Below are 18,464 nucleotides of genomic sequence, written 5' to 3'. Positions count from 1 at the left end.
TGTTCATTGCGGCCTCCTCCTGCGCGCCTGCTGCTGTGCCATGCGGGTTCGACGGGTCCGGGACCGCAGCTCGGCCCGCTCCTCGGCGGGCTCCGCCGACGTGCCCTGCGTGTCGGTGAGTCCGGCGGTGATCTCGTCGGCGAGTTCGGTCACGCTCACCCCTTGGAGGAGGCGGGAGACCGGGACGTCGATCCGGAAGTCGTCCCTGACGGCGTTCTTGATCCGTTGGGCGGCCAGGGAGTCGAGTCCGAGGTGGACCAGGGGTGTGGTGAGCGGCAGCCCGGCGCCCTGGTGACGGAGCAGCGGGCGGATCCGCTCGATGAGCCGCTCGGTCACCGCGCGGTGCACCGCCTCGTGGCTCATCCCTCGCAACCGGTGCCGCTCGAACCGGGCGGTGTCCGCCAGGTCCCGAGTCAGACCGGCGACGACCCTCGCGAAGTAGGAGGAGCGGCGGGTCTCCGGGAACACCACGGGATAGTCGGGCCCGAGCCGGACCACACCCGCCTGGGTGCTCTCGCGGGCCAGCAGTTCCTCCAGCGCGGCGAACGCCTCGCGTGGGCGTATCTTCCCGAGTCCGCCGACCTGCGCGTCGCGCGCTCCGCCGATCTCGGCCCAGGGTCCCCAGTTGACGGAGAGTCCGGGGAGCCCGCGGGCGCGGCGCCACCATGCGACGGCGTCGAGACACGCGTTGGCGGCAGCGTAGTTGGCCTGGCCCGGCGCGCCCAGCAGCGCGGCGGACGAGGAGTAGCCGATCCACCAGTCCACGCCGTCCCGCGGTGTCGCGAGGTGCAGCCGCCAGGCACCGACGGCCTTGGCCGACCACGCCCTGCCGATCCGTTCCGCGTCGAGATCGGTCACCAGGGCGTCGTCCAGCACGCCCGCCGCGTGGACGACGCCACGGACCGCGGCGCCCATTCCCGTCACCGCCTCCATGAGCCGGTCCGCGACCTCGGGTGCCGCGATGTCGCCGAGGACGAGCGCGACGCGAGTGCCGGTGGCGCGGATCTCCTCGATGGCGCGGGCGGTATCGGGCTCGGGCAGCGAGCGTCCGTTCAGTACGACGCAGCCGGCCCCGCCTTCCGCCAGGAGGCGGGCGGTGGCCAGGCCGAGTCCTCCGGTGCCGCCCGTCACCACGTATCCACCGTCGGACCGAACCAGCCCCCCACGCTCGGGTACGGCCGGACGATCGGCCGGCACCGGGGTCAGGCGGGCCACCTGACGTACACCCGCCCGCCAGAGGACCTCGTCGTCGGCCGAGCCGGAACACAGCTCGCGCATCAGGTCGGCGGGGTCAGGTGCAGGGTCCAAGTCGACCAGGGTGGGCCGCAGTTCAGGCCGTTCGGCGCGCAACGACCGCGTCAGTCCCGTCAGTCCGGCCTGCGCCAGGTCGACGGTGGTGTCGTCGCCCGGCAGGCAAGCGCCGCGGGTGACCGCATAGAACCGTGGCGGTACGGCGGTCCCGGTGCCGTCGGCGAGCCGAGCGGCAAGCCGGAACCAGGACAACAGGCGTTGCTCGGTGCCGGTGAGCGCATCGGCGTCCGCCTGGTCGGTGTCCCACGCGAGGAGTACGACTCCCTGTGCGGCGGGGAGAGCGGCCTTGGTGTCGGCGAGGGCCGTCGGCCGGATGCCGGCCCGCTCCATGTGGCTGAGCAGCCGGGCCCGGAACTCGTCCTCTGCGCCACCGCCGTACACCAGCCAGTCGCCCGAGGCCGCCGGCCCGTCCTCGGCCGGCAGAGGTGCCGGTTCGTACTCCAGTGTGTGGAGCAGGCCGTCCGTCGAGACGGGCAGGGCGTCCTCGTCGAGGTGCCGGAACAGCACGCCCCGGAGCTCGGCGACGAGCAGCCCGTCCTCGTCGTACACCTCCAAGTCCGCCGTGCAGCCATGGACTTGGACCTGAACGCGGGATCGGCACACCAGGTTGTCGCTCAGCTCACCGATCAGCCGCAGCCCGGAGATGCCTGCGGGGAGGCAGAGCCGCCCGGTGTCCCGCACGAGGGCCGTGGCGATGCCGTGCAGACAGGCGTCGAGCAGGGCCGGATGGAACGCCATCCGGGGGTCGGGTCGCACGGAGGCCGGGCGGGTCACGTGGCCGGTAGCCAGTCCGTCGGTGATCGAGACGCCGGTGAGCCCGGCGAACACCGGACCGTGGTTGAGTCCGGCGTCGCGCAGCCTGGGATAGATTTCGGCGGGGGCGAGCGACGGCCCGAGCAGACCGTTCAGGTCCAGGGTGTCCGCGGCTGCCGGTTCCCTGGTGCGGACCGTGGCCTTCGCCGTCGCGTGGACGACGTCCGTGCCGCCCTGCCGGCTGCCGATCTCCAGCTCCGCCTCGCCCGTCCCGGTGACGGTCACGGATGTGGTCACGGTCGTAGGGGCGGCGAGGGGCAGCAGTCGGCGGAATTCGATGTCAGACAGGACGACGTCCTCGGGCTTCGCCTCGAACGCGGTGCACGCTGCCGACAGGGCCATCTCGCAGTACCCGGTGCCGGGCAGGAGCGGCAGCTCGCCGAGTCGGTGGTCGTCGAGCCAGGTGAGCCGTGAGGTGTCGAGGGTCGTCTGCCAGACGTGCCGGGCCGGGGTGCCGGGCAGTTGAACGTGGACTCCGAGCAGCGGGTGGGTGTCCTCGGCCGCGACGGTGACCCGGCCGGTCACCGGTTGGCGCTGCCCGTGGTCCCAGACGGTCGTCGGCAGGTCCACGAGCCGGCCCGAGGGATACAGCCGCCCCCAGTCGACGTCCAGACCGCGGCAGTGAGCCCGGGCCAGCCCTACCAGTACGGCGGAGCCGGCCGGTTCTCCCCGGCGCAGGGTCTCCCAGGCGACGCCGTCACCGACCTCGGTGTCGGTCAGGATGTCCGCCAGCGAGCGCACGGCGACGGGATGCGGCGACACCTCGACGAAGGTGCGCAACCCGTCCGCGGTGGCGGCCCGGACCGCGTCGAGGAACCGCACCGGACGACGCACGTTGGCAGCCCAGTACGCGCCGTCGAAAGCCGGCGTGGCACGGGGGTCCGACAGGGTCGTCGAATAGAAACGGACCGTGGGCGTCTTACCGCCGATGTCCGAGAGCAGGCCGGTCAGTTCGGGTACCACGCGGTCGGCGAACCTGCTGTGTCCGGCGGCGTCGCCGCCACGGACCGGATACGTGGCGATGCCGTCCGCCTCGCACGAGGACAAGAACGCCTCCATGACGTTCACGTCGCCCGCCACCACGGTGGCTCGCGTCGAGCTGTGGACGGCGATCTCCAGATCGAACCCGGCGCGCAGTCGCCGTTCCACCTCGGGCACGGGCAGTTCCACGACGGCGGTGGCGCCGAGTCCGAACATCCGGCGCCGCATGACCTCCGAGCGCCGGAGGATGACGTGGGCAGCGTCCGTGAGGGGCAGTCCGCCGCTCACCACGGCCGCGGCGAGCTCTCCCATCGACTGACCCAGCACCGCGGCCGGCCTGATGCCGTAGTGCTGCCAGACCGCGGCGAGCCCCACCTGCATGGCGAAGAGCGCCGGCTGGATGGACGATGCCTCGGCCCGGGACAGTTCCGCCCGCGTCACCAACTCGCGCGGCGCGTCGCGTCCTTCGGCGCGGAACACGGGTTCCAGTTCGTCCAGTACGGCACGGAAGGCCGGCTCTTCGAGCAGTCCGCTGCCCATTCCGTCCCATTGGGAGCCGTATCCGGAGAAGACGAAGACCGCGTCCGAGGGCACCTGCCGGGGTTCGTCAGGCCCGACGATCCCTTCTCCGCTCTCTCCTGTCGCAAGGGTGCGCAGCCGGTCCGCCAACTCGTGGCGGTCGTGGGCGAGTACGGCGGCGCGCACGGGCAGCCGGGGGCGGCGACGGGCGAGTGTGTGGGCGACATCGGCGAGGTCGGCCCCGGTACCGGGGCCGGAGAGCCAGTCGGCCAGCGCCCCGGCCCGCGCACGCACTCCCTTCGGGGACCGGCATGACACGGGAAAGAGCAACGGGCGTGTAGGTGCTGTCAGTTCGGTCGTCACAGGTATGCGGCCTGTTCGCTCAGTTCCGTGTACCAGTCCAGGAGCGGCAGTACGTCCTCGCGTTCGCCCGGGGGCAGTGTGAACACGCATCGGGTGACGCCCGCCTCCACGCAGCGGGCGACCGCCTCCTCCTCCGGTGGTACCTCCACCACGGTGACCGGCACGGGTCCCAGGCCCAGTTCGGCGGCCTGTTCGTTGAGTTGGGCGATCCGTTCGGCGAGCCCGTCGCCCTCCAGGCCGTACATCGGCATCCACTCGGCGCGGGCCTGCGTCACCCGGTCCAGGGCCCTGGTTCCGGTCAGCCCCATCAGGATCGGCGGGTGCGGCCGGCATACGGGTTTCGGCAGCGAGACGATGGGGCCGAACTTGACGAACTCCCCGGCGTACGAGGCCTCATGCTCGGTCCAGATGGTCCGCATGACCTCCAGGTACTCCATGAGGCGGGCAGAGCGGGTGGCCGGGTCGACACCGTGATTGAGCAGTTCCTCGCGTACCCACCCGGTGCCCACGCCGAAGAGGAACCTGCCCTGGGCGATCACGTCGAGGCTGGCCACCTGTTTCGCCAGGATGATCGGGTCGCGTGTCGGCACCTCGCAGATCCCGGTGCCGAGCAGCAGTGTGGAGGTCGAGGCGGCGACGGCGGACAGGACGACGAACGGGTCGAGGCCCTGGAGTGCCTCGGGGACGACCGATCCGCCGTCCGGTCGTGTGCTCTCGATGTGCACGGGCATGTGGGTGTGCTCCGGCACGAACAGGGAGTCGAAGCCGCGTTCCTCGGCCTGGAGTCCGAGCTCGGTCGGGTCGATGGAGAAGTCGGTGACGACGGACAGCAGTCCGAACTTCATGAGGTCCTCACAGTCACGGGCGTACGGTGCGGGGCGGATCGGAGAGGACGGCGTGCGCGTTGGTCCCGCCGATGCCGAAGGAACTGACGCCGGCCACGCGTTCGCCTGCGCTCGCGGGCCAGTCGGTGAGCCGCGAGACCACTTCCAGCCCGAGGTCGAACAGAGGGACGGCGGGGTTGGGCCGGGTGTGGTGGAGGGTGGGGGGAATCCGTCCGTGGTGCAGTGCGAGGACGTTCTTCACCAGGCCCACCAGCCCGGCAGCGGCTTCCAGGTGACCGAGGTTCGACTTGACCGAGCCGATGAACAGCGGGCCGCTCCCCGCCCGGGCCGGACCGCCGAGTTCCTTGCCCAGGGCGCCCGCCTCGATGGGGTCCCCGAGGCGGGTCCCGGTTCCGTGGGCCTCCACATATCCGACCGCGGCAGGCGCGATCCGGGCTCGTTCATAGGCCTGGGCGAGCAGGTCCTGTTGTGCGGCCGGGTTGGGTGCCGTCAGCCCGTTCGACCGGCCGTCCTGGTTGGTGGCGGTGCCGCGCACCAGGGCCAGCACCCGGTCGCCGTCGCGGACCGCGTCGCCGTACCGCTTGAGTACGACGCTCACGCAGCCCTCGCCGCGCACGATGCCGTCCGCATCCGCGTCGAACGGCCGGCACCGTCCAGTCGGCGAGGAGGCCTCGGCCTGGTCGGCATAAACGGTGCCGCCGGGCGAGAGCAGTACGTTGACGCCGGCGACGACCGCGAGCTCGCTCTCGCCGGTGAGCAGACTCTGCGCCGCCAGGTGCAGTGCGACGAGCGAGGAGGAGCAGGCAGTGTCGACGGTGAGGCTCGGGCCGCGCAGGTCGAGCAGGTACGACAGCCGGTTGGCGATCACGCTGAGCGTGGTGCCGGGCAGGGACCAGCCGGTGATGCCGGGCAGGTCCTCCATCCGCAGGCGTGCGAAGTCGTCGCCGCTCGCGCCGACGAACACTCCGGTACGGCTGCCGGCGAGACCGTCGGCGGGGATCCCGGCGTGTTCGAGCGACTCCCAGGCGACTTCCAGGAACATCCGCTGTTGCGGGTCGAGTTCGGCCGCCTCGGCGGGCGCGATGCCGAAGAACTCGGCGTCGAAGCCCTCGATGTCGTCGAGGTAGCCGCCCAGGCGGGTGGTGCCGTCGAGGACGGCGACGTGGGCGGGCGACGTACGGCGGTACGCCTCCCAACGCCCCTCGGGCACTTCGCGGATCGCATCGCCGCCGGAGCACAGGAACTCCCAGAACGTGCCGGGCGACGATATCCCGCCGGGCAGTCGGCAGCCGATGCCGATGACGGCGAGCGCGGTGTCGTCGTTCCGGCCGAGAACCACCGCAGGAGCGCGGGCGGGTTCGGGGGGCGGAGTATCCGTCAGGTGGTCGGTCAGTCGGCGCACCGTGGGGTGTTCCCAGATGATGGTCGGGGCGACCGGACGGCCCAGGAACTGGGCCAACTGCCCGGAGAGTGCGACCGCGTTGCGCGAACTCAGTCCGTACTCGCGGAACGGCCGGTCGAGGTCGATGCGGTCGGTCGCGACCGAGCAGAGCCGGGCCAGCCGTTCCACGAGCCAGGGGCGCAGCTCGGTCACGACGTCGTCCGATCGGCCGCCACGATCTGCGCGGCGAGTTCCCCGTCGCTGTACATGTCCCGGCAGATGCGGCGGCGCAACTTGCCGCTGGACGTCTTGGGGATCGTGCCGCGGGTGACGAGGGCGACGTCGTGCAGGTCGATGTCGTGGGCGTCGGCCACGGCACCGCGGATCGCGGTGCGCAGTTCCTCCAGGTCGACGGTGGCCTCCGGGCGCAACTCGACGACCACGACGGCCAGTTCGCGTTCGCCGGTCTCCACCGGGAAGGCGGCGACGTGGCCGCGTCGCACCGCCGGAGCGACCTGCTCGACGGTCACCTCGATGTCGATGGCGTGGTGGTTGCGGCCGTCGACGATGAGGACGTCCTTGGCACGGCCGGCGATGAAGAGTTCCCCGTCATGGAAGAAGCCCAGGTCGCCGGTGCTCATCCAGTCGGCGGTGCCGTCGAGCCGGCGCCCGAAGGTGTCGCCGCTGTCCTCGCGCCGCCAGTACCCGCGGCACACGTTGCCGCCCCGGACCAGCAGTTCGCCCACTTCACCTGCGGGTGCCTCGCGGCCGGTGCCGGGATCGACGACGCGGACGTCCTGGCCCTGGAACTCCGGCCCGCACCCCACGAGTTGGCGGGCTGCCGGGTTCGTGTCGACGCACGGTTCGACGCGTCCGGCGGAGAGTGCCTCGCGGTCGAAACTGCCGACCACGGGCTCAGCCTCCGCACTGATGCCCGTCACGATCAGGGTCGCCTCGGCGAGCCCCCAGCAGGGCGAGTGGACCGTGTGCCGGAAGCCGTGCGGGGCGTACGCCTCGGTGAACCGCTCCAGGGACTGGGCCCGGACGGGTTCGGAGGCGTTGCCGAAGTACCGCACGGAGGACAGGTCGAGGCCGGCCCGGTCCGGTTCCGGGACCGCGTCCACGCACACGTCGAGGCAGAAGTTGGGGATCATCGTGTGGGTGCCGCGGTGCTCCCCGAACTGCCGTAGCCAGCGCAGCGGTTGCTGGATGAAGGCGTACGGCGTCATCTGTACGGCGGGTATCCCCACGGCCAGCGGCATGATGAGCGCGAACACGAGCCCCATGTCGTGGAAGAAGGGGAGCCAGCTGACGATCGTCGCGTGTTCGTCGACCTGTTGGCGGTCGACGTGCTGGGCGACCGCCACGGCGATGTTGCGGTGGGTGACCTCGACGCCGCCCGGTTTGCGGGTCGAGCCGGAGGTGTACTGCAGATACGCCGTTGCGGAGAGGTCGGGCTCGACGGGGATCCACACGTCCCCTTGTCCGTCGCCCACTTGGTCGGCGAGGACGATGTGCGCGGCGGAGGTGCTTCCGCCGACCGCGGCCAGCACCTCGTCGACCGACTCCTTGTGCCGGGCGAGGGTGACGACCACCGCGGGTGTGCAGTCGGCGAGGGTGGGCGCCAACCGCTCGGCGCGGCGCTGGAGTTCGGGGGGCAGCAACGGCACGGGCAGCAGGCCGGCGTACAGGCAGCCGAGGAAAGCGGCCACGTACTCGGGGCCGTTGGGGCAGAGGATGGCCACGCGGTCTCCCGGACGCGCCAACTTCCGTAGCTGCCCGGCCATGGCCGTGGCCCTGGCGTCGAGTTCGCCGCGGGTCAGCCGGGTGGTCCGGCCGGCCCAGTCGGTCTCGTAGTCCAGGAAGGTCATGGCCAGCGCGTCGGGTCGCTCCCTGGCCCGCTCGCGGACCGCTGCGGCGAAGCCGTCGTTAAGCGACGCGATCTCGTCCCGCAGGGCCGGCGTCACGATGTCGTGCACAGCGGATCACCTTCCTTGGCAAGCCAGTCGGAGAACGTCGCCAGATCGGGCAGGATCACGGTCGAGCACGACAGGACCGCCACGTTGTAGCGCATGTCGGTGATCGTGACGACGGTCCGTCCGGCGGTGAAGGCGGCGTACATCTCGGCGGCGGTGCCCATGCTCGGTTCGTGTCCGGGCAGCCAGACGACACAGATGTCACTGGCTGCCGCGAGCCGGGCCATCTCGTGGAACGTGTCGAGGAGTTCGAGCACCTGGGGGTCAAGTCGCCCGCGGACGACGACAGGGGTGTCGGCCACGGCGGTGAGCGCCTGCCGGAACTCGGGTACGCGATCGCCGTACCGCTCAAGGACCAGTTCATGTGGGTCGTGGACCACCGAGGCAGGGCACGTTTCCTCGATCGTCCCGCGCAGTGCCGCGCGGTAGGACTGGTCGGTCGCGTCGATGGCGCGGCGGCTGCCCTGCATGACGCCGGCCAGGAAGAAACTGGTGGTCACTCGTCCTCCGCCGAGTAGTCGGGCCACTTCTGATCGAGCGGTACGACCCGGTGGTAGATCGCCGCGGCGTCCATGACGTACGCGGTGACCTCCTCGGGGGTGCCGTCCACCGCGTCGGCGATCAGTTCCAGGACGCGGGCGAAGTCGGGGGTTCCGGCCTGGCTGACCCGGCCCTGGTTGTCCTTGGCGATCAGGAAGGCGGGGTCCACGAGCTGCTCGCGGGGTCGTCCGGTGAAGGGCAGGACGAGTTCGCCGATCCGGCGTTCGCCGCGGTGCAGGGCCCGGATGGACAGGTTGTTCTGCATGGGTTCGAGGAGCAGCCGTCGGGCGAATCCGTCGGGCACCGGGAAGGTGGGCAGTTCGGTGGCCAGGTGGAAGGTGAACGCGCGATGGGTAACCATGGCCGACCGGCGCGGGCTGAAGCGCGCGTACTCCAGCAGCAGGACTCCGTCGGCGACCCACCAGGTCCCGCTGAGCCGGGAGGGCGCGGGTGTCCCGTCGGGGCGGCTTCGGATCGGGTAGGCGTCGGTGCCTGCGCGCACCGTTCCGGACACGGCGTCCGCGCGGGACAGCCGCAGCGGCTCGACGTGCGGCAGATAGGGGTCGAGTACGGTGATGTCGTCCTCGCCGAAGTACATCGCGGGCGAGTGGCCGCCAGCGTACAGGTGAGTCGGCCGGGCCCCGCAGCGTTCCTCGACGAGCCGGGCGACCTCGAAGGTCTGCCAGCCGCAGCCGCGCCCCAGCCGCCACGGTGGCGCGCCAGTCCCGTAGTACTCGTGGTAGGAGGCGGCGCTGCTGTAGGGGACCCGGAACTGCACCTCTTCGAGGGCGTCGGCGAAGGTCGTCCGCGCGGTCACAGCCGGATCGCCGTTCCGCTGTAGTAGGGCCCGCTCAGCGGCGGTTTGGGGCTGAGACGCACCGGGTCAGAGAGACGTACGTCGAATCCCAGGGCCTCCATCCGCTCGACGGAAGGCCGGTTGGGGCGGCAGCCGAACTGCACGCGTCGCAGCAGCGGGGCGGCCAGGTCCTGGGCCCGGCCGCGTCTGCCGTCGTCACGGACGTGCTCGAAGAAGGACAGTTTTCCCCCGGGTTTCAGAACCCGGCGGATCTCCGTCAGGACCGCGTCCAGGTCATCGACGACGCAGAGGAGAAGGAACGCGACGGCGGCATCGAACTCTCCGTCGGGAAAAGGGAGATGTTCACCGGTCGCATCGACCAGTTCCACCGTCGGAACTGTGTTGACCAGCTTTCCGGCCACCTGTGCACGCATTCCTGCGGATGGCTCGACGGCCACCACGTGGTCCGCCTTTGTGTAGTACGGAAGATTACGTCCGGTGCCCGCCCCGATCTCCACCACTCGGCCGGTCAGATCGCCGACCAGAGTGGTGCGCAACTGGGGTCCGCCGATTCCTCTTTCGAGTCTCTCCGAGAGGCGGTCGTACTGTCGGGCGAGCACGTGTGATACGCGGCCGTTTCCCATGTCGGGCGACTCTAGACCCCGAGACCGAACCATCGCAATAGGCCATTGAATTTCTACGAAAACGTAGAACTACGCTTCCGTAGAAAGGAAATGGACTGTTGCTTCTGACGCGTTTTCGTCGCTACGGTATTTCCCGTGGCCGAGGGAGGCGAACGTGATCCACACTGATGCTTGGGTCCTCCACGCAGGACCGAAGGACGTCGACACGGAGGCCCGACCGCCCGGGAATCTGCACCGTGAACCCTATTCCTTCACCGCCCCGGACGAGCGAGAGGCGCTGGTCGAGCCACTGTACGGCTCTTGGGAGGCGAACATAGAGCACGCACTGTCCCGCCGACCGGTCGATGTCTGCCGTTTACGGGACGAGGGAGCGGTCGTCCTGGGAAATCTCGGCATCGTGCGCGTTCTCGACGCCGGTAAATCCTCTTCTCTCAGGGAGGGGCAGATCTGCATGGTGATGCCCTTCGCGAAACGCGACACTTATGGCTACGCGGAACTCATCTACGCGTACGACGCCCCGCGCACGATCGGGTTGTTGGCGCAGCGTACGAAAATAGCGGCGGACCTGCTGCTGCCCCTTCCCGAGGACAGCAGGTTCTCGCTTCGCCAATGGGCCGCCTACGCCCGCTACTTCACCGCCTGGGACAACTGGCAGGTGGCGTACCGGTGTTGGTCGGCCCAGATGAGGGACCAGGATCCGGGCGAGCATCTGGTCTTCGGGTGGGGCGGCGGTGTGGTGCTGGCCGAGCTGCTGCTGGCGAAGCGCGCCGGATTCCGGGTCGCCATGACGGCCAGCACCGACGGCCGACTGGCCGAACTCGCCGGTCTCGGCATCACCGCGGTGGATCGCCGGCTCTTTCCGCATCTGACCCACGACCCCGAGCACCCGCCGACGGATCCGGCCGAAGTGGCCCGCTACCGGACCTCCGAGAAGGAGTTCCTCAGGACGGTCGACGCCCTCAGCGACGGAGCCGGCGCGGCCATATTCGTCGACAACATAGGTGCCCCGCTGTACAAGGCCACGGTGAAATCCCTGGCACGGCAGGGAGTGGTGACCACCGTCGGCTGGAAGGAGGGAATGCGTACGTTCAATCTGCGGGCCAGCGAGTGCATCAACCGGCACCTTCACGTGAATACGCATGTCTGGCGCTACGCGGACTGTGCGACCATACGCGACTTCCAGGAGGACACCGCCTGGATTCCCTCGATCGATCCGGCCGGAATATACGAGTTCGACGAGGTCGAGCAGCTCGCGGCGGACTACTCGACCGGAAAGATCGACTCCTACTTTCCGCTGTACCGCGTGAACCAGCCCTGAGAATCCCCCACAAGACTCCGGGAAAGGAGATCACCGTATGGTGAGGCATGCCCCGAACAGCGTGGAGAACCGGCCGGGTGTGGGTATCAGAGCGATCGGGCGTCATCTCCCTGAACGCATCGTCACCAACGCGGAACTGGCGCAGAGGCTTCCGACGAACGACGGTTGGATTCGTGAGCGCATAGGAATCAAGGAGCGCCGCTTCTCCGCACCGGACGAGTGGTCGTCCGACCTGGGAGCGAAGGCCCTGACCGACGCCTGCCGACAACTCGGCCTGTCCGTCGGCGAGATCGACCTGGTCATCTGCAGCACCTACACACCCGACCACATGCTGCCCAACACCGCGTCCGCCATCATGCACAAGGTGGGGATGTCGGCCACGCCGGGCTTCGACGTCAACAGCGGAGGGTGCCCCGGAGCCGTGTTCGCGCTGGATGTCGGCGCGAAGTACGTGGCCTCCGGCCGCTATCCGCGGGTCGCGGTGGTGCTCACCGATGTCGGTACGAAACTCTTCGACCCGGAGGACCGCACGGTCGGCGTCATCTTCGGTGACGCGGCGGCCTGCTACATCCTGGAGCCGACGCGCCCCGGCACGGGTGTGGGCGAGATCCTCCTGCGCAGTGATCCCGCGCACTACACATCGGTGTACGCGGCCCGGGAAGTACGCACGGACCAAGAGGGCCGCCCGAAGAAGTCCGCGTTCGGGGACAACTTCACCACCATGCGGGGAAGCGACATCAAGGAGTTCGTGCTCGGTGTCGTCCCGGAGTTCATGCGCGAGTTCGTCCAGAAGGCCGGACTGGAGCTGGACGACATCGACTTCTTCGCCCTGCACCAGGCCAACCGCAATCTGGTGCACGGAATCCTGGACGCGCTGGGCCAGCCCCGCGACAAGACACTGACGAACATCGAACGCATCGGCAACACCTCCGGGGCGTCGGTGCCCCTCGTGCTGCGCGAGGCCGTCGAACTGGGCCGGCTGCGCCCCGGGCACCTCGCGCTCCTCACCGCCTTCGGCGGCGGTCTGAACTACGGAGCGGCCCTCGTCCGCTGGTGCGGCGCCGAGGACTTCGTGACACACCAGGCGTGAACCACGCCCAGGAGGGGGACCAACTCGTGCACGTCACCTATGACTTCACCGGACGCACGGTCGCCATCACCGGCGCCGGCCGGGGCATCGGACTGGCCGCCGCCCGGTTCTTCCACGGCGCCGGAGCCGTCGTTTGGCTGGTGGGCCGGGACGGCGCCCGCCTCAAGGAAGCCGCGGACGACCTGGACGGGGCGCGCTTCGCCGAAGTGGACGTGACGCGCACCGCCGAGGTCGAGAGCGTCGTGTCGGACATCGTCGCGGACACGGGCCGGATCGACATCCTCGTCAACAACGCGGGAATCCTCCGGGACCGGATGCTGTGGAACCTCACCGACGAGGACTGGGACTCGGTCCTCGCGGTGCACCTCGGCGGCCCGTTCCGTTTCATCCGGGCCTGCACACCGCACTTCCGCAGCCAGGGCTGGGGGCGCGTGATCAACGTGACGTCGTATGCCGGGATCCACGGCAACGTGGGCCAGACGGCGTACTCCGCGGCGAAGTCGGGGATCATCGGCCTCACCAAGACCGCCGCCAAGGAGCTGGTCCGGTTCGGGGTCACGGTCAACGCCATCTCTCCGGTCGCCGAGACCCGCATGATCAGTTCCCTTCCCGACGAGCGGCGCGAAAGTCTCCAGAGCATCATTCCGGCCGGGTACTTCGCTCCGGCCGGCGAGATCTCCTGGGCCCTGGCCTATCTGGCGTCCGATCAGGCCGGCTATGTCACCGGTACCGTGCTCCCCGTCGACGGCGGGATGTCGATCTGATGGCGACTCCCCCACGCCGACGGGGACACGACCGGGTCGGCACCCCTTCAGCCGGTCTGCTTCTCCTGCAGGCGTACGCGCTCGGACCGCCCCGGAGCCAGCAGCAGCACGGCACCAGCGCCTACCACCACGAAGAGCGCGGCGACCAGCATCGCCCGGTCCAGACCGTCGGCGAAGGCAAGACGTGCCGCGTCGGCCACGCGCGCGCCGCTCGCGCCGCCGATCCGCTCCGCGATGGCCAGCGCGGCATCGATGGAGTTCCGCGCCGCACCGAGCGAGTCGGACGGGATCGCGTCTCTACGGTCGCCGATGCCGGAGCGGTAGCCGCTGTTGAACGCGCTGCCCAGGATCGCGACGCCCAGCGCTCCCCCGACCTCACGGGTGACGTCGTTCACGGCGGACGCGACACCCTGCTTGGCCGCCGGGAGGGACGCGACGATCGAGTCGGTGGCCGGCGCCAGACACAGTGCGATGCCCGCACCGACGACAGTCGTGCCCAACAGCACCGGAACATAGGACGAGTTCTTGTCCAGGGTGGTGAGCACCCCCATGCCCGCGGCCATGACGACCATCGCCGCGGTCAGCACGACCCGCAGACCCGCGCGCCGCACCAGCACCGGGGCGAGCGGCGACACCACCCCGACGGCGACGGTCATGGGCATCAACGACAGGCCCGCGACCAACGGCGAATAGCCCTTCAGCCACTGGAGGTACTGCAGCATCACGAAGAAGAGCCCGAAGGTCGCCACACTGGCCATGACGATCACGATCGAACCGGCGGCGAAGGCCCCGATCCGGAAGAACCGGGGATCGAGCAGCGGATGGTCGACCCGCAGCTCCCACAGCACGAAACCCACCAGGGCCGCGACACCGCCGACAGCGGCCAGCATGACGACCGGGTCGGTGACCCCGCGCTCAGGGCCCTCGATGATCGCGTACACCACCGCACAGAGTCCGACGACCGACAGCAGCGCCCCCATGACATCGACGGGCAGTCCGTCGGGATCCTTCGACGTCGGCACGATGACGGCCACCAGAACAGCCGACAGGATCGCGAGTCCGACGCTCAGTCCGAAGATGGACCGCCAGGAGAACGACTCCAGCAGCGCGCCGGAGATCAGGAGTCCCAGCAGAGCCCCGCCGGCGGCGACGGCCGACCAGACGGCCACCGCCCCCGCCCGCTCCTCCGACGGAAAGATGGTGGTCACGATCGAGAGCGTCATCGGCATGATCATGGCCGAGCCCAGGCCGGCCGCGATCCTCAACAGGATCAGCACACTCGGATCGTCCACCCACATTGCCGCCGCCGACGACGCCCCGAAGACCAGCACGCCGACGAGCAGCATGCCCTTGCGCCCGTACCGGTCGCCGAGCGCTCCGGCCGGCAACAGGAACCCGGCGAAGACGAGGCCGTAGGCATTCATGATCCACAGCAGTTCCGCCTGACCGGCACCGGTGTCCCGGGCGATGCCCGGCAGCGCCACGGTCAGGCCGACCACCATGCTGACGATCATCATCAGGGCGACGCACATGACCGCCAGGACGACCCGGCGTCGTACGAGTCCGAACGGCGCGTCCTCCTCCGGAGGGGCGGCCGTCCCCTGCGTTTGCTCCATGTTCCGCTCCTTGCGCGGCCGTGCCCGTGCGAGGCAGACCCCATCGATACAAACGATTGTTTCAAGCGAGTGTTTGAAACCACCGTACGACAGGTGCGCCGAGCCCCGCAACAAGGCACGTCAGAACCCCAAGTCACTGGAGGCAGACATGACTTCGCAGGCGATCACGGAGAAGAACAAGGAGACGGTGCGCGCGTTCATCGACGCGCTCAACCGGCAGGACCTCGCCGGCCTGGACGCGCTCCTCGCGGACGACGCCATCTGGACGGTCTGTGCGCGCGACATCCCCGGCGCCGGTGCGCACGAGAAGAAGGTGGTCCTGGACCGCATACTCCCGACCATGCTCGCGATCTTCGAGCCGGGTGAGCCCCGGACGGAGATCACCCGACTGATCGCGGAGGGCGACGTGGTGTCGGCCGAGGCGGTCAGCCACGGCCGGCTGCTCCATGGCGCGGTCTACAACAACCAGTACTCACATGTCTACGAGATCCGCGGCGACCGCATCGCGTCCATCAGGGAGTACACGGACACGGACTACGCGGCGAAGATCATGGCGGGAGCGGTCGAGGCCGGCCACACGCTCGACCTCGACTGATCGCGCTACTGGCCGTTCCATGCAGGGAAGTTGGACCGACAGGGACCGCACATCCGTTGCGGTTCCCGTCCGTTCACCTGCCTCAGGGAGCCCGGAAGACGGCCAGCACGGTCGCCACGAGGCGCTCGGTCTCCTCGTCCGGCCCCTCGGGCGACGATCCGTCGCTCACGCCCCGGGGGGCCAGGTCGGCGAGAGCCCCCGCCTGGTGCAGGGCGAGCAGGCCGATCATGACCCGGTAGCGGAAGGCGACCTCGGCGGCTGACAGGGCGGGCAGCGCACGGGTCAGCTCCTCCAGATAACGACCCTCGACCGCCCCGACCTCGTCGGCGAACAACCGCCGGATCTCCGGATCCGGTTCGCACATCACCCGGCCGAGGAAGCGGGCCACCGCCGCCGCACCGCCTTCCCTCGGTCGCGTCAGGTCCGCCCCCGTGCGCACGAAACCCTCGACGAGGTCGGCCACTTCGGGCTTGCCGCCGTCGGCCAGGAACCCGTCCAGCAGGCGCTGCCGTGCTTCGTTGACCGGACCCATGGCCCGGTCGACGACCGCCCGCAGCAACCCTTCCTTCGATCCGAAGTGGTAGTTGACCGCTGCCACGTTGGCACCGGCGGCCACCGTCACGGCGCGCAGCGAGGTCGCCGCGTATCCGCGCTCACCGAACAGCCGCTCGGCGACGTCGAGGATCCGCTTCTTGGTGCCGGCCGACGCGGACACGCCCTTCTCCATCACGGACCCAATCTAAAACGACCGCTTGAAACGGGCAAGGCCGACCTGCCGAGGAGGGGCCGCCAGGCCACGACCACCGAAAAACACTTACAGTCCCGTTCACTTTCGACTAAGGTCCTGACACCTAAACCCTTACAGCACTGTTAGAGATAAGGAGCGCCGGTGATTCAGGAGAGCCCTCCTCACGGCCCCGCCCACCACCCGGTACAGCACCACGGAGAGGGGAACGGCCCGCCCGTGCCCCGCCGTTGGGCGACTTTGGCCCTGCTGTGCATGGCCCAGTTCCTCCTGATCGTCGACGTCACGGTCATCAACGTCGCGCTGCCCACGGTCGGCGACGCGCTCGACCTCGGCCCCGGCGAACTGACCTGGGCGGTGACGGCGTACACCCTGTGTTTCGGCAGTCTGCTGATCCTCGGCGGGCGCGCCGGAGACTCTTTCGGCCGCAAGCGGATGTTCCTCACCGGGCTTCTCGTCTTCACCGCGGCGTCGTTGCTGTCCGGTCTGGCCGAGGGCGGTGGCGCGCTGATCACCTCGCGCGCCGCCCAGGGGGTGGGCGCGGCCCTGCTCTCCCCGGCCGCCATGGCGATCATCACGTCGATGTTCGACGGCCCCGAGCGGAATCGTGCGCTGGGAGTCTGGGCGGCGATCGGCGGCAGCGGTGCGGCGTTCGGCGTACTGCTCGGCGGTGTGCTCACCACGAGTCTCGGCTGGAGGTGGATCTTCTTCATCAACGTCCCGATCGGGGCGGTGGTGTTCGCATGCGTGGCGGTCCTGCTCAAGGAGCCGGCCGTGCACCCCCACGGACACTCCGCGGAGCCCCGCAAGGGTGTCGACCCGGCTGGGGCACTCACCATGACAGCCGCCCCCGGGCTGCTGATCTACGGTCTCGTCCAGGCCCGTGACCACGGCTTCGGTTCCACCTCGGTGCTGTTGCCCCTGCTGGGCGCGGTGGTCTGCGCGGGCGTGTTCGTGGCCGTGGAGCGGTCGGTGCGCGTGCCACTGGTCCGGCTGTCCGTCCTGACGCGTCGCAATCTGGTCGGCGGCGGTCTGGTCATGCTCGCCGCCTCCGGCGTACTGATCTCCACGTTCTTCCTCTGCTCGCTCTACCTGCAGCACGTCCTGGGGCTGAGCGCCCTCAAGACCGGCCTGGTCTTCCTCCCGGTGGCGGTCGCCATCACCCTGGGAGCGCACTTCAGTTCACGCGTGATCGCCCTGTTCGGCTGGCGGCCCGCGGCAGCCTGCGGCTTCACGCTCGGCGCGGTCGGCAGCCTGCTGCTGTCACGGGTCGAGGCGGGCGGGGGCGCGTGGACGCAGGTGCTGCCGGGGTTCCTGGTCGGCGCAGTGGGCCTGGGTGCAGGGTTCGTCTGCGCCACCACCAGCGCGATGAGCGGGGTGCCGCACGAGGACATGGGTCTCACCTCGGGCCTGGTGAACACCTGTCACGAACTGGGTGCCGCCCTCGGCGTGGCGGTCGTGGCCACGGTCGCCGGTACGAGTCTCGACACCGGCGCCGGCCCCGCGGCACCGCCGGTGAGCGGTTTCGACAGCGCGTTCGTGGCCTGTGCGGTGATCTCGCTGGGCGCCGCGGTGATCGGCGGCGTACTGCTCCCGCGCGGTCGCCCCGACCCCTCGCAGGGACCGGTCTTCGCGCACTGACCGACCGCCTCAGCCCACCACGCGCCGGTTCGCACACCGTCCCTCGGCGCACACCAACTCCCGCCACCCGGACCGCCATCCCCCGTCGTGTCCGGGTGGCGGGGTCAGCGATAACCGCTTGACTCCACAACTACGGCGATCGATAGTACTTTCCGGGAGCAGGCGTCGTGCGCTGTCTAGCGGGAGGGACATCGTCATGGGGGAAATCCGTTCCTGTTGTCATCGGGCTCAGTGTTTATGACGGCGGCCACGGGGGGTCGCAACACAACGTCCGAGCGGTACGGCCCGCACCCGAGGGATCGCTCGGACGGCCACATCCTGCTGATCGACCCGGACCCCAGCTCCCGGACCCTGATCCGGCGGGCGCTGGAGGACTCCCGCCCCTGCGCACCCGTGACCTCGGTCGCCACCTCGGCGAGCGTCCCCGTCGGCGGGCTCGGCGCCCCGCTCACCCTGGTCCTCTCCTCTGAGGTCGACCACCACGACATGGCCCCCCTGGTGGGTCTCATGACCCGGTCGGACACGC

Annotated in this window: 15 protein-coding genes; 6 read left to right on the top strand and 9 right to left on the bottom strand. The window is 69.8% G+C overall.

The window, feature by feature from the left end; genetic code table 11:
- Positions 1–3 precede the first annotated feature (3 nt).
- From M2283_RS49005 to M2283_RS48975, 7 genes are read right to left on the bottom strand one after another with little or no spacing between them, the layout of a single operon-like run.
- Positions 4–4,077 (bottom strand): SDR family NAD(P)-dependent oxidoreductase, encoded by a 4,074-nt coding sequence (locus tag M2283_RS49005; protein ID WP_432423252.1) that lies wholly within the window; start codon positions 4,075–4,077, stop codon positions 4–6.
- Entirely contained in the window at positions 3,984–4,832 is an 849-nt protein-coding gene (locus M2283_RS49000) for an LLM class F420-dependent oxidoreductase (protein ID WP_280883120.1), read from the bottom strand. The genes M2283_RS49005 and M2283_RS49000 overlap by 94 nt, the downstream gene beginning before the upstream one ends.
- A 13-nt stretch (positions 4,833–4,845) precedes the next feature.
- Positions 4,846–6,426: a type I polyketide synthase gene (locus tag M2283_RS48995; RefSeq protein WP_280883119.1), complete on the bottom strand. Its 1,581-nt coding sequence runs from the start codon at positions 6,424–6,426 to the stop codon at positions 4,846–4,848.
- Positions 6,423–8,192, bottom strand: a complete 1,770-nt coding sequence (locus M2283_RS48990; protein ID WP_280883118.1) for a fatty acyl-AMP ligase — start codon at positions 8,190–8,192, stop codon at positions 6,423–6,425. The genes M2283_RS48995 and M2283_RS48990 overlap by 4 nt, the downstream gene beginning before the upstream one ends.
- Positions 8,177–8,689: a hypothetical protein gene (locus tag M2283_RS48985; RefSeq protein ID WP_280883117.1), complete on the bottom strand. Its 513-nt coding sequence runs from the start codon at positions 8,687–8,689 to the stop codon at positions 8,177–8,179. The genes M2283_RS48990 and M2283_RS48985 overlap by 16 nt, the downstream gene beginning before the upstream one ends.
- On the bottom strand, positions 8,686–9,546 hold the full coding sequence (locus tag M2283_RS48980) for a hypothetical protein (protein WP_280883116.1): 861 nt from the start codon (positions 9,544–9,546) through the stop codon (positions 8,686–8,688). Before M2283_RS48980 ends, M2283_RS48985 begins: the two co-directional genes overlap by 4 nt.
- Positions 9,543–10,169, bottom strand: a complete 627-nt coding sequence (locus M2283_RS48975) for a class I SAM-dependent methyltransferase (protein WP_280883115.1) — start codon at positions 10,167–10,169, stop codon at positions 9,543–9,545. Before M2283_RS48975 ends, M2283_RS48980 begins: the two co-directional genes overlap by 4 nt.
- Positions 10,170–10,620: 451 nt before the next feature.
- On the opposite strand from M2283_RS48975, the gene M2283_RS48970 reads away from it, so the two are divergent.
- Genes M2283_RS48970 through M2283_RS48960 form a run of 3 tightly spaced genes read left to right on the top strand, consistent with a single transcriptional unit; the run spans position 10,621 to position 13,341 of the window.
- Positions 10,621–11,487, top strand: coding sequence for a zinc-binding alcohol dehydrogenase family protein (locus tag M2283_RS48970; RefSeq protein WP_280883114.1), 867 nt, complete (start codon positions 10,621–10,623; stop codon positions 11,485–11,487).
- 37 nt (positions 11,488–11,524) lie between these two features.
- Complete coding sequence (locus tag M2283_RS48965) at positions 11,525–12,577, top strand: 3-oxoacyl-ACP synthase III family protein (RefSeq protein WP_280883113.1); 1,053 nt, start codon at positions 11,525–11,527, stop codon at positions 12,575–12,577.
- Entirely contained in the window at positions 12,574–13,341 is a 768-nt protein-coding gene (locus tag M2283_RS48960) for an SDR family oxidoreductase (RefSeq protein ID WP_280883112.1), read from the top strand. Before M2283_RS48965 ends, M2283_RS48960 begins: the two co-directional genes overlap by 4 nt.
- Positions 13,342–13,388: 47 nt before the next feature.
- On the opposite strand, the gene M2283_RS48955 is transcribed toward M2283_RS48960, so the two are convergent.
- The gene (locus tag M2283_RS48955) at positions 13,389–14,957 is read right to left on the bottom strand and encodes a DHA2 family efflux MFS transporter permease subunit (RefSeq protein WP_280883111.1); all 1,569 of its coding nucleotides are present in this window, start codon (positions 14,955–14,957) and stop codon (positions 13,389–13,391) included.
- Between the two features lie 148 nt (positions 14,958–15,105).
- On the opposite strand from M2283_RS48955, the gene M2283_RS48950 reads away from it, so the two are divergent.
- A complete protein-coding gene (locus tag M2283_RS48950; protein WP_280883108.1) occupies positions 15,106–15,552 on the top strand; it encodes a nuclear transport factor 2 family protein in 447 nt (148 codons plus the stop codon).
- Positions 15,553–15,634: 82 nt separating this feature from the next.
- On the opposite strand, the gene M2283_RS48945 is transcribed toward M2283_RS48950, so the two are convergent.
- The gene (locus M2283_RS48945) at positions 15,635–16,279 is read right to left on the bottom strand and encodes a TetR/AcrR family transcriptional regulator (RefSeq protein ID WP_280883145.1); all 645 of its coding nucleotides are present in this window, start codon (positions 16,277–16,279) and stop codon (positions 15,635–15,637) included.
- Between the two features lie 273 nt (positions 16,280–16,552).
- Between M2283_RS48945 and M2283_RS48940 the strand changes: the two genes are divergently transcribed.
- The gene (locus M2283_RS48940; RefSeq protein WP_280883107.1) at positions 16,553–17,938 is read left to right on the top strand and encodes an MFS transporter; all 1,386 of its coding nucleotides are present in this window, start codon (positions 16,553–16,555) and stop codon (positions 17,936–17,938) included.
- A gap of 237 nt (positions 17,939–18,175) precedes the next feature.
- The coding region (locus tag M2283_RS48935) for a hypothetical protein (RefSeq protein ID WP_280883106.1) at positions 18,176–18,464 on the top strand (289 nt) is incomplete at its 3' end.

It is taken from the genome of Streptomyces pseudovenezuelae (assembly GCF_029892565.1).
Classification (GTDB): Bacteria; Actinomycetota; Actinomycetes; order Streptomycetales; family Streptomycetaceae; genus Streptomyces; species Streptomyces pseudovenezuelae_A.
Note: the sequence above shows the minus strand (reverse complement) of the source record. Positions and strands in the feature narration are given on the sequence as shown.

Bases quoted from the DNA above. Each gene is read 5' to 3' on its own strand.
- M2283_RS49005 (WP_432423252.1), bottom strand. From the start codon at position 4,077: ATGCGTGTTCACACTGCCCCCGGGCGAACGCGAGGACGTACTGCCGCT.
- M2283_RS49000 (WP_280883120.1), bottom strand. From the start codon at position 4,832: ATGAAGTTCGGACTGCTGTCCGTCGTCACCGACTTCTCCATCGACCCG.
- M2283_RS48975 (WP_280883115.1), bottom strand. From the start codon at position 10,169: ATGGGAAACGGCCGCGTATCACACGTGCTCGCCCGACAGTACGACCGC.
- M2283_RS48970 (WP_280883114.1), top strand. From the start codon at position 10,621: ATGGTGATGCCCTTCGCGAAACGCGACACTTATGGCTACGCGGAACTC.
- M2283_RS48965 (WP_280883113.1), top strand. From the start codon at position 11,525: ATGGTGAGGCATGCCCCGAACAGCGTGGAGAACCGGCCGGGTGTGGGT.
- M2283_RS48955 (WP_280883111.1), bottom strand. From the start codon at position 14,957: ATGGAGCAAACGCAGGGGACGGCCGCCCCTCCGGAGGAGGACGCGCCG.
- M2283_RS48950 (WP_280883108.1), top strand. From the start codon at position 15,106: ATGACTTCGCAGGCGATCACGGAGAAGAACAAGGAGACGGTGCGCGCG.
- M2283_RS48945 (WP_280883145.1), bottom strand. From the start codon at position 16,279: ATGGAGAAGGGCGTGTCCGCGTCGGCCGGCACCAAGAAGCGGATCCTC.
- M2283_RS48940 (WP_280883107.1), top strand. From the start codon at position 16,553: ATGGCCCAGTTCCTCCTGATCGTCGACGTCACGGTCATCAACGTCGCG.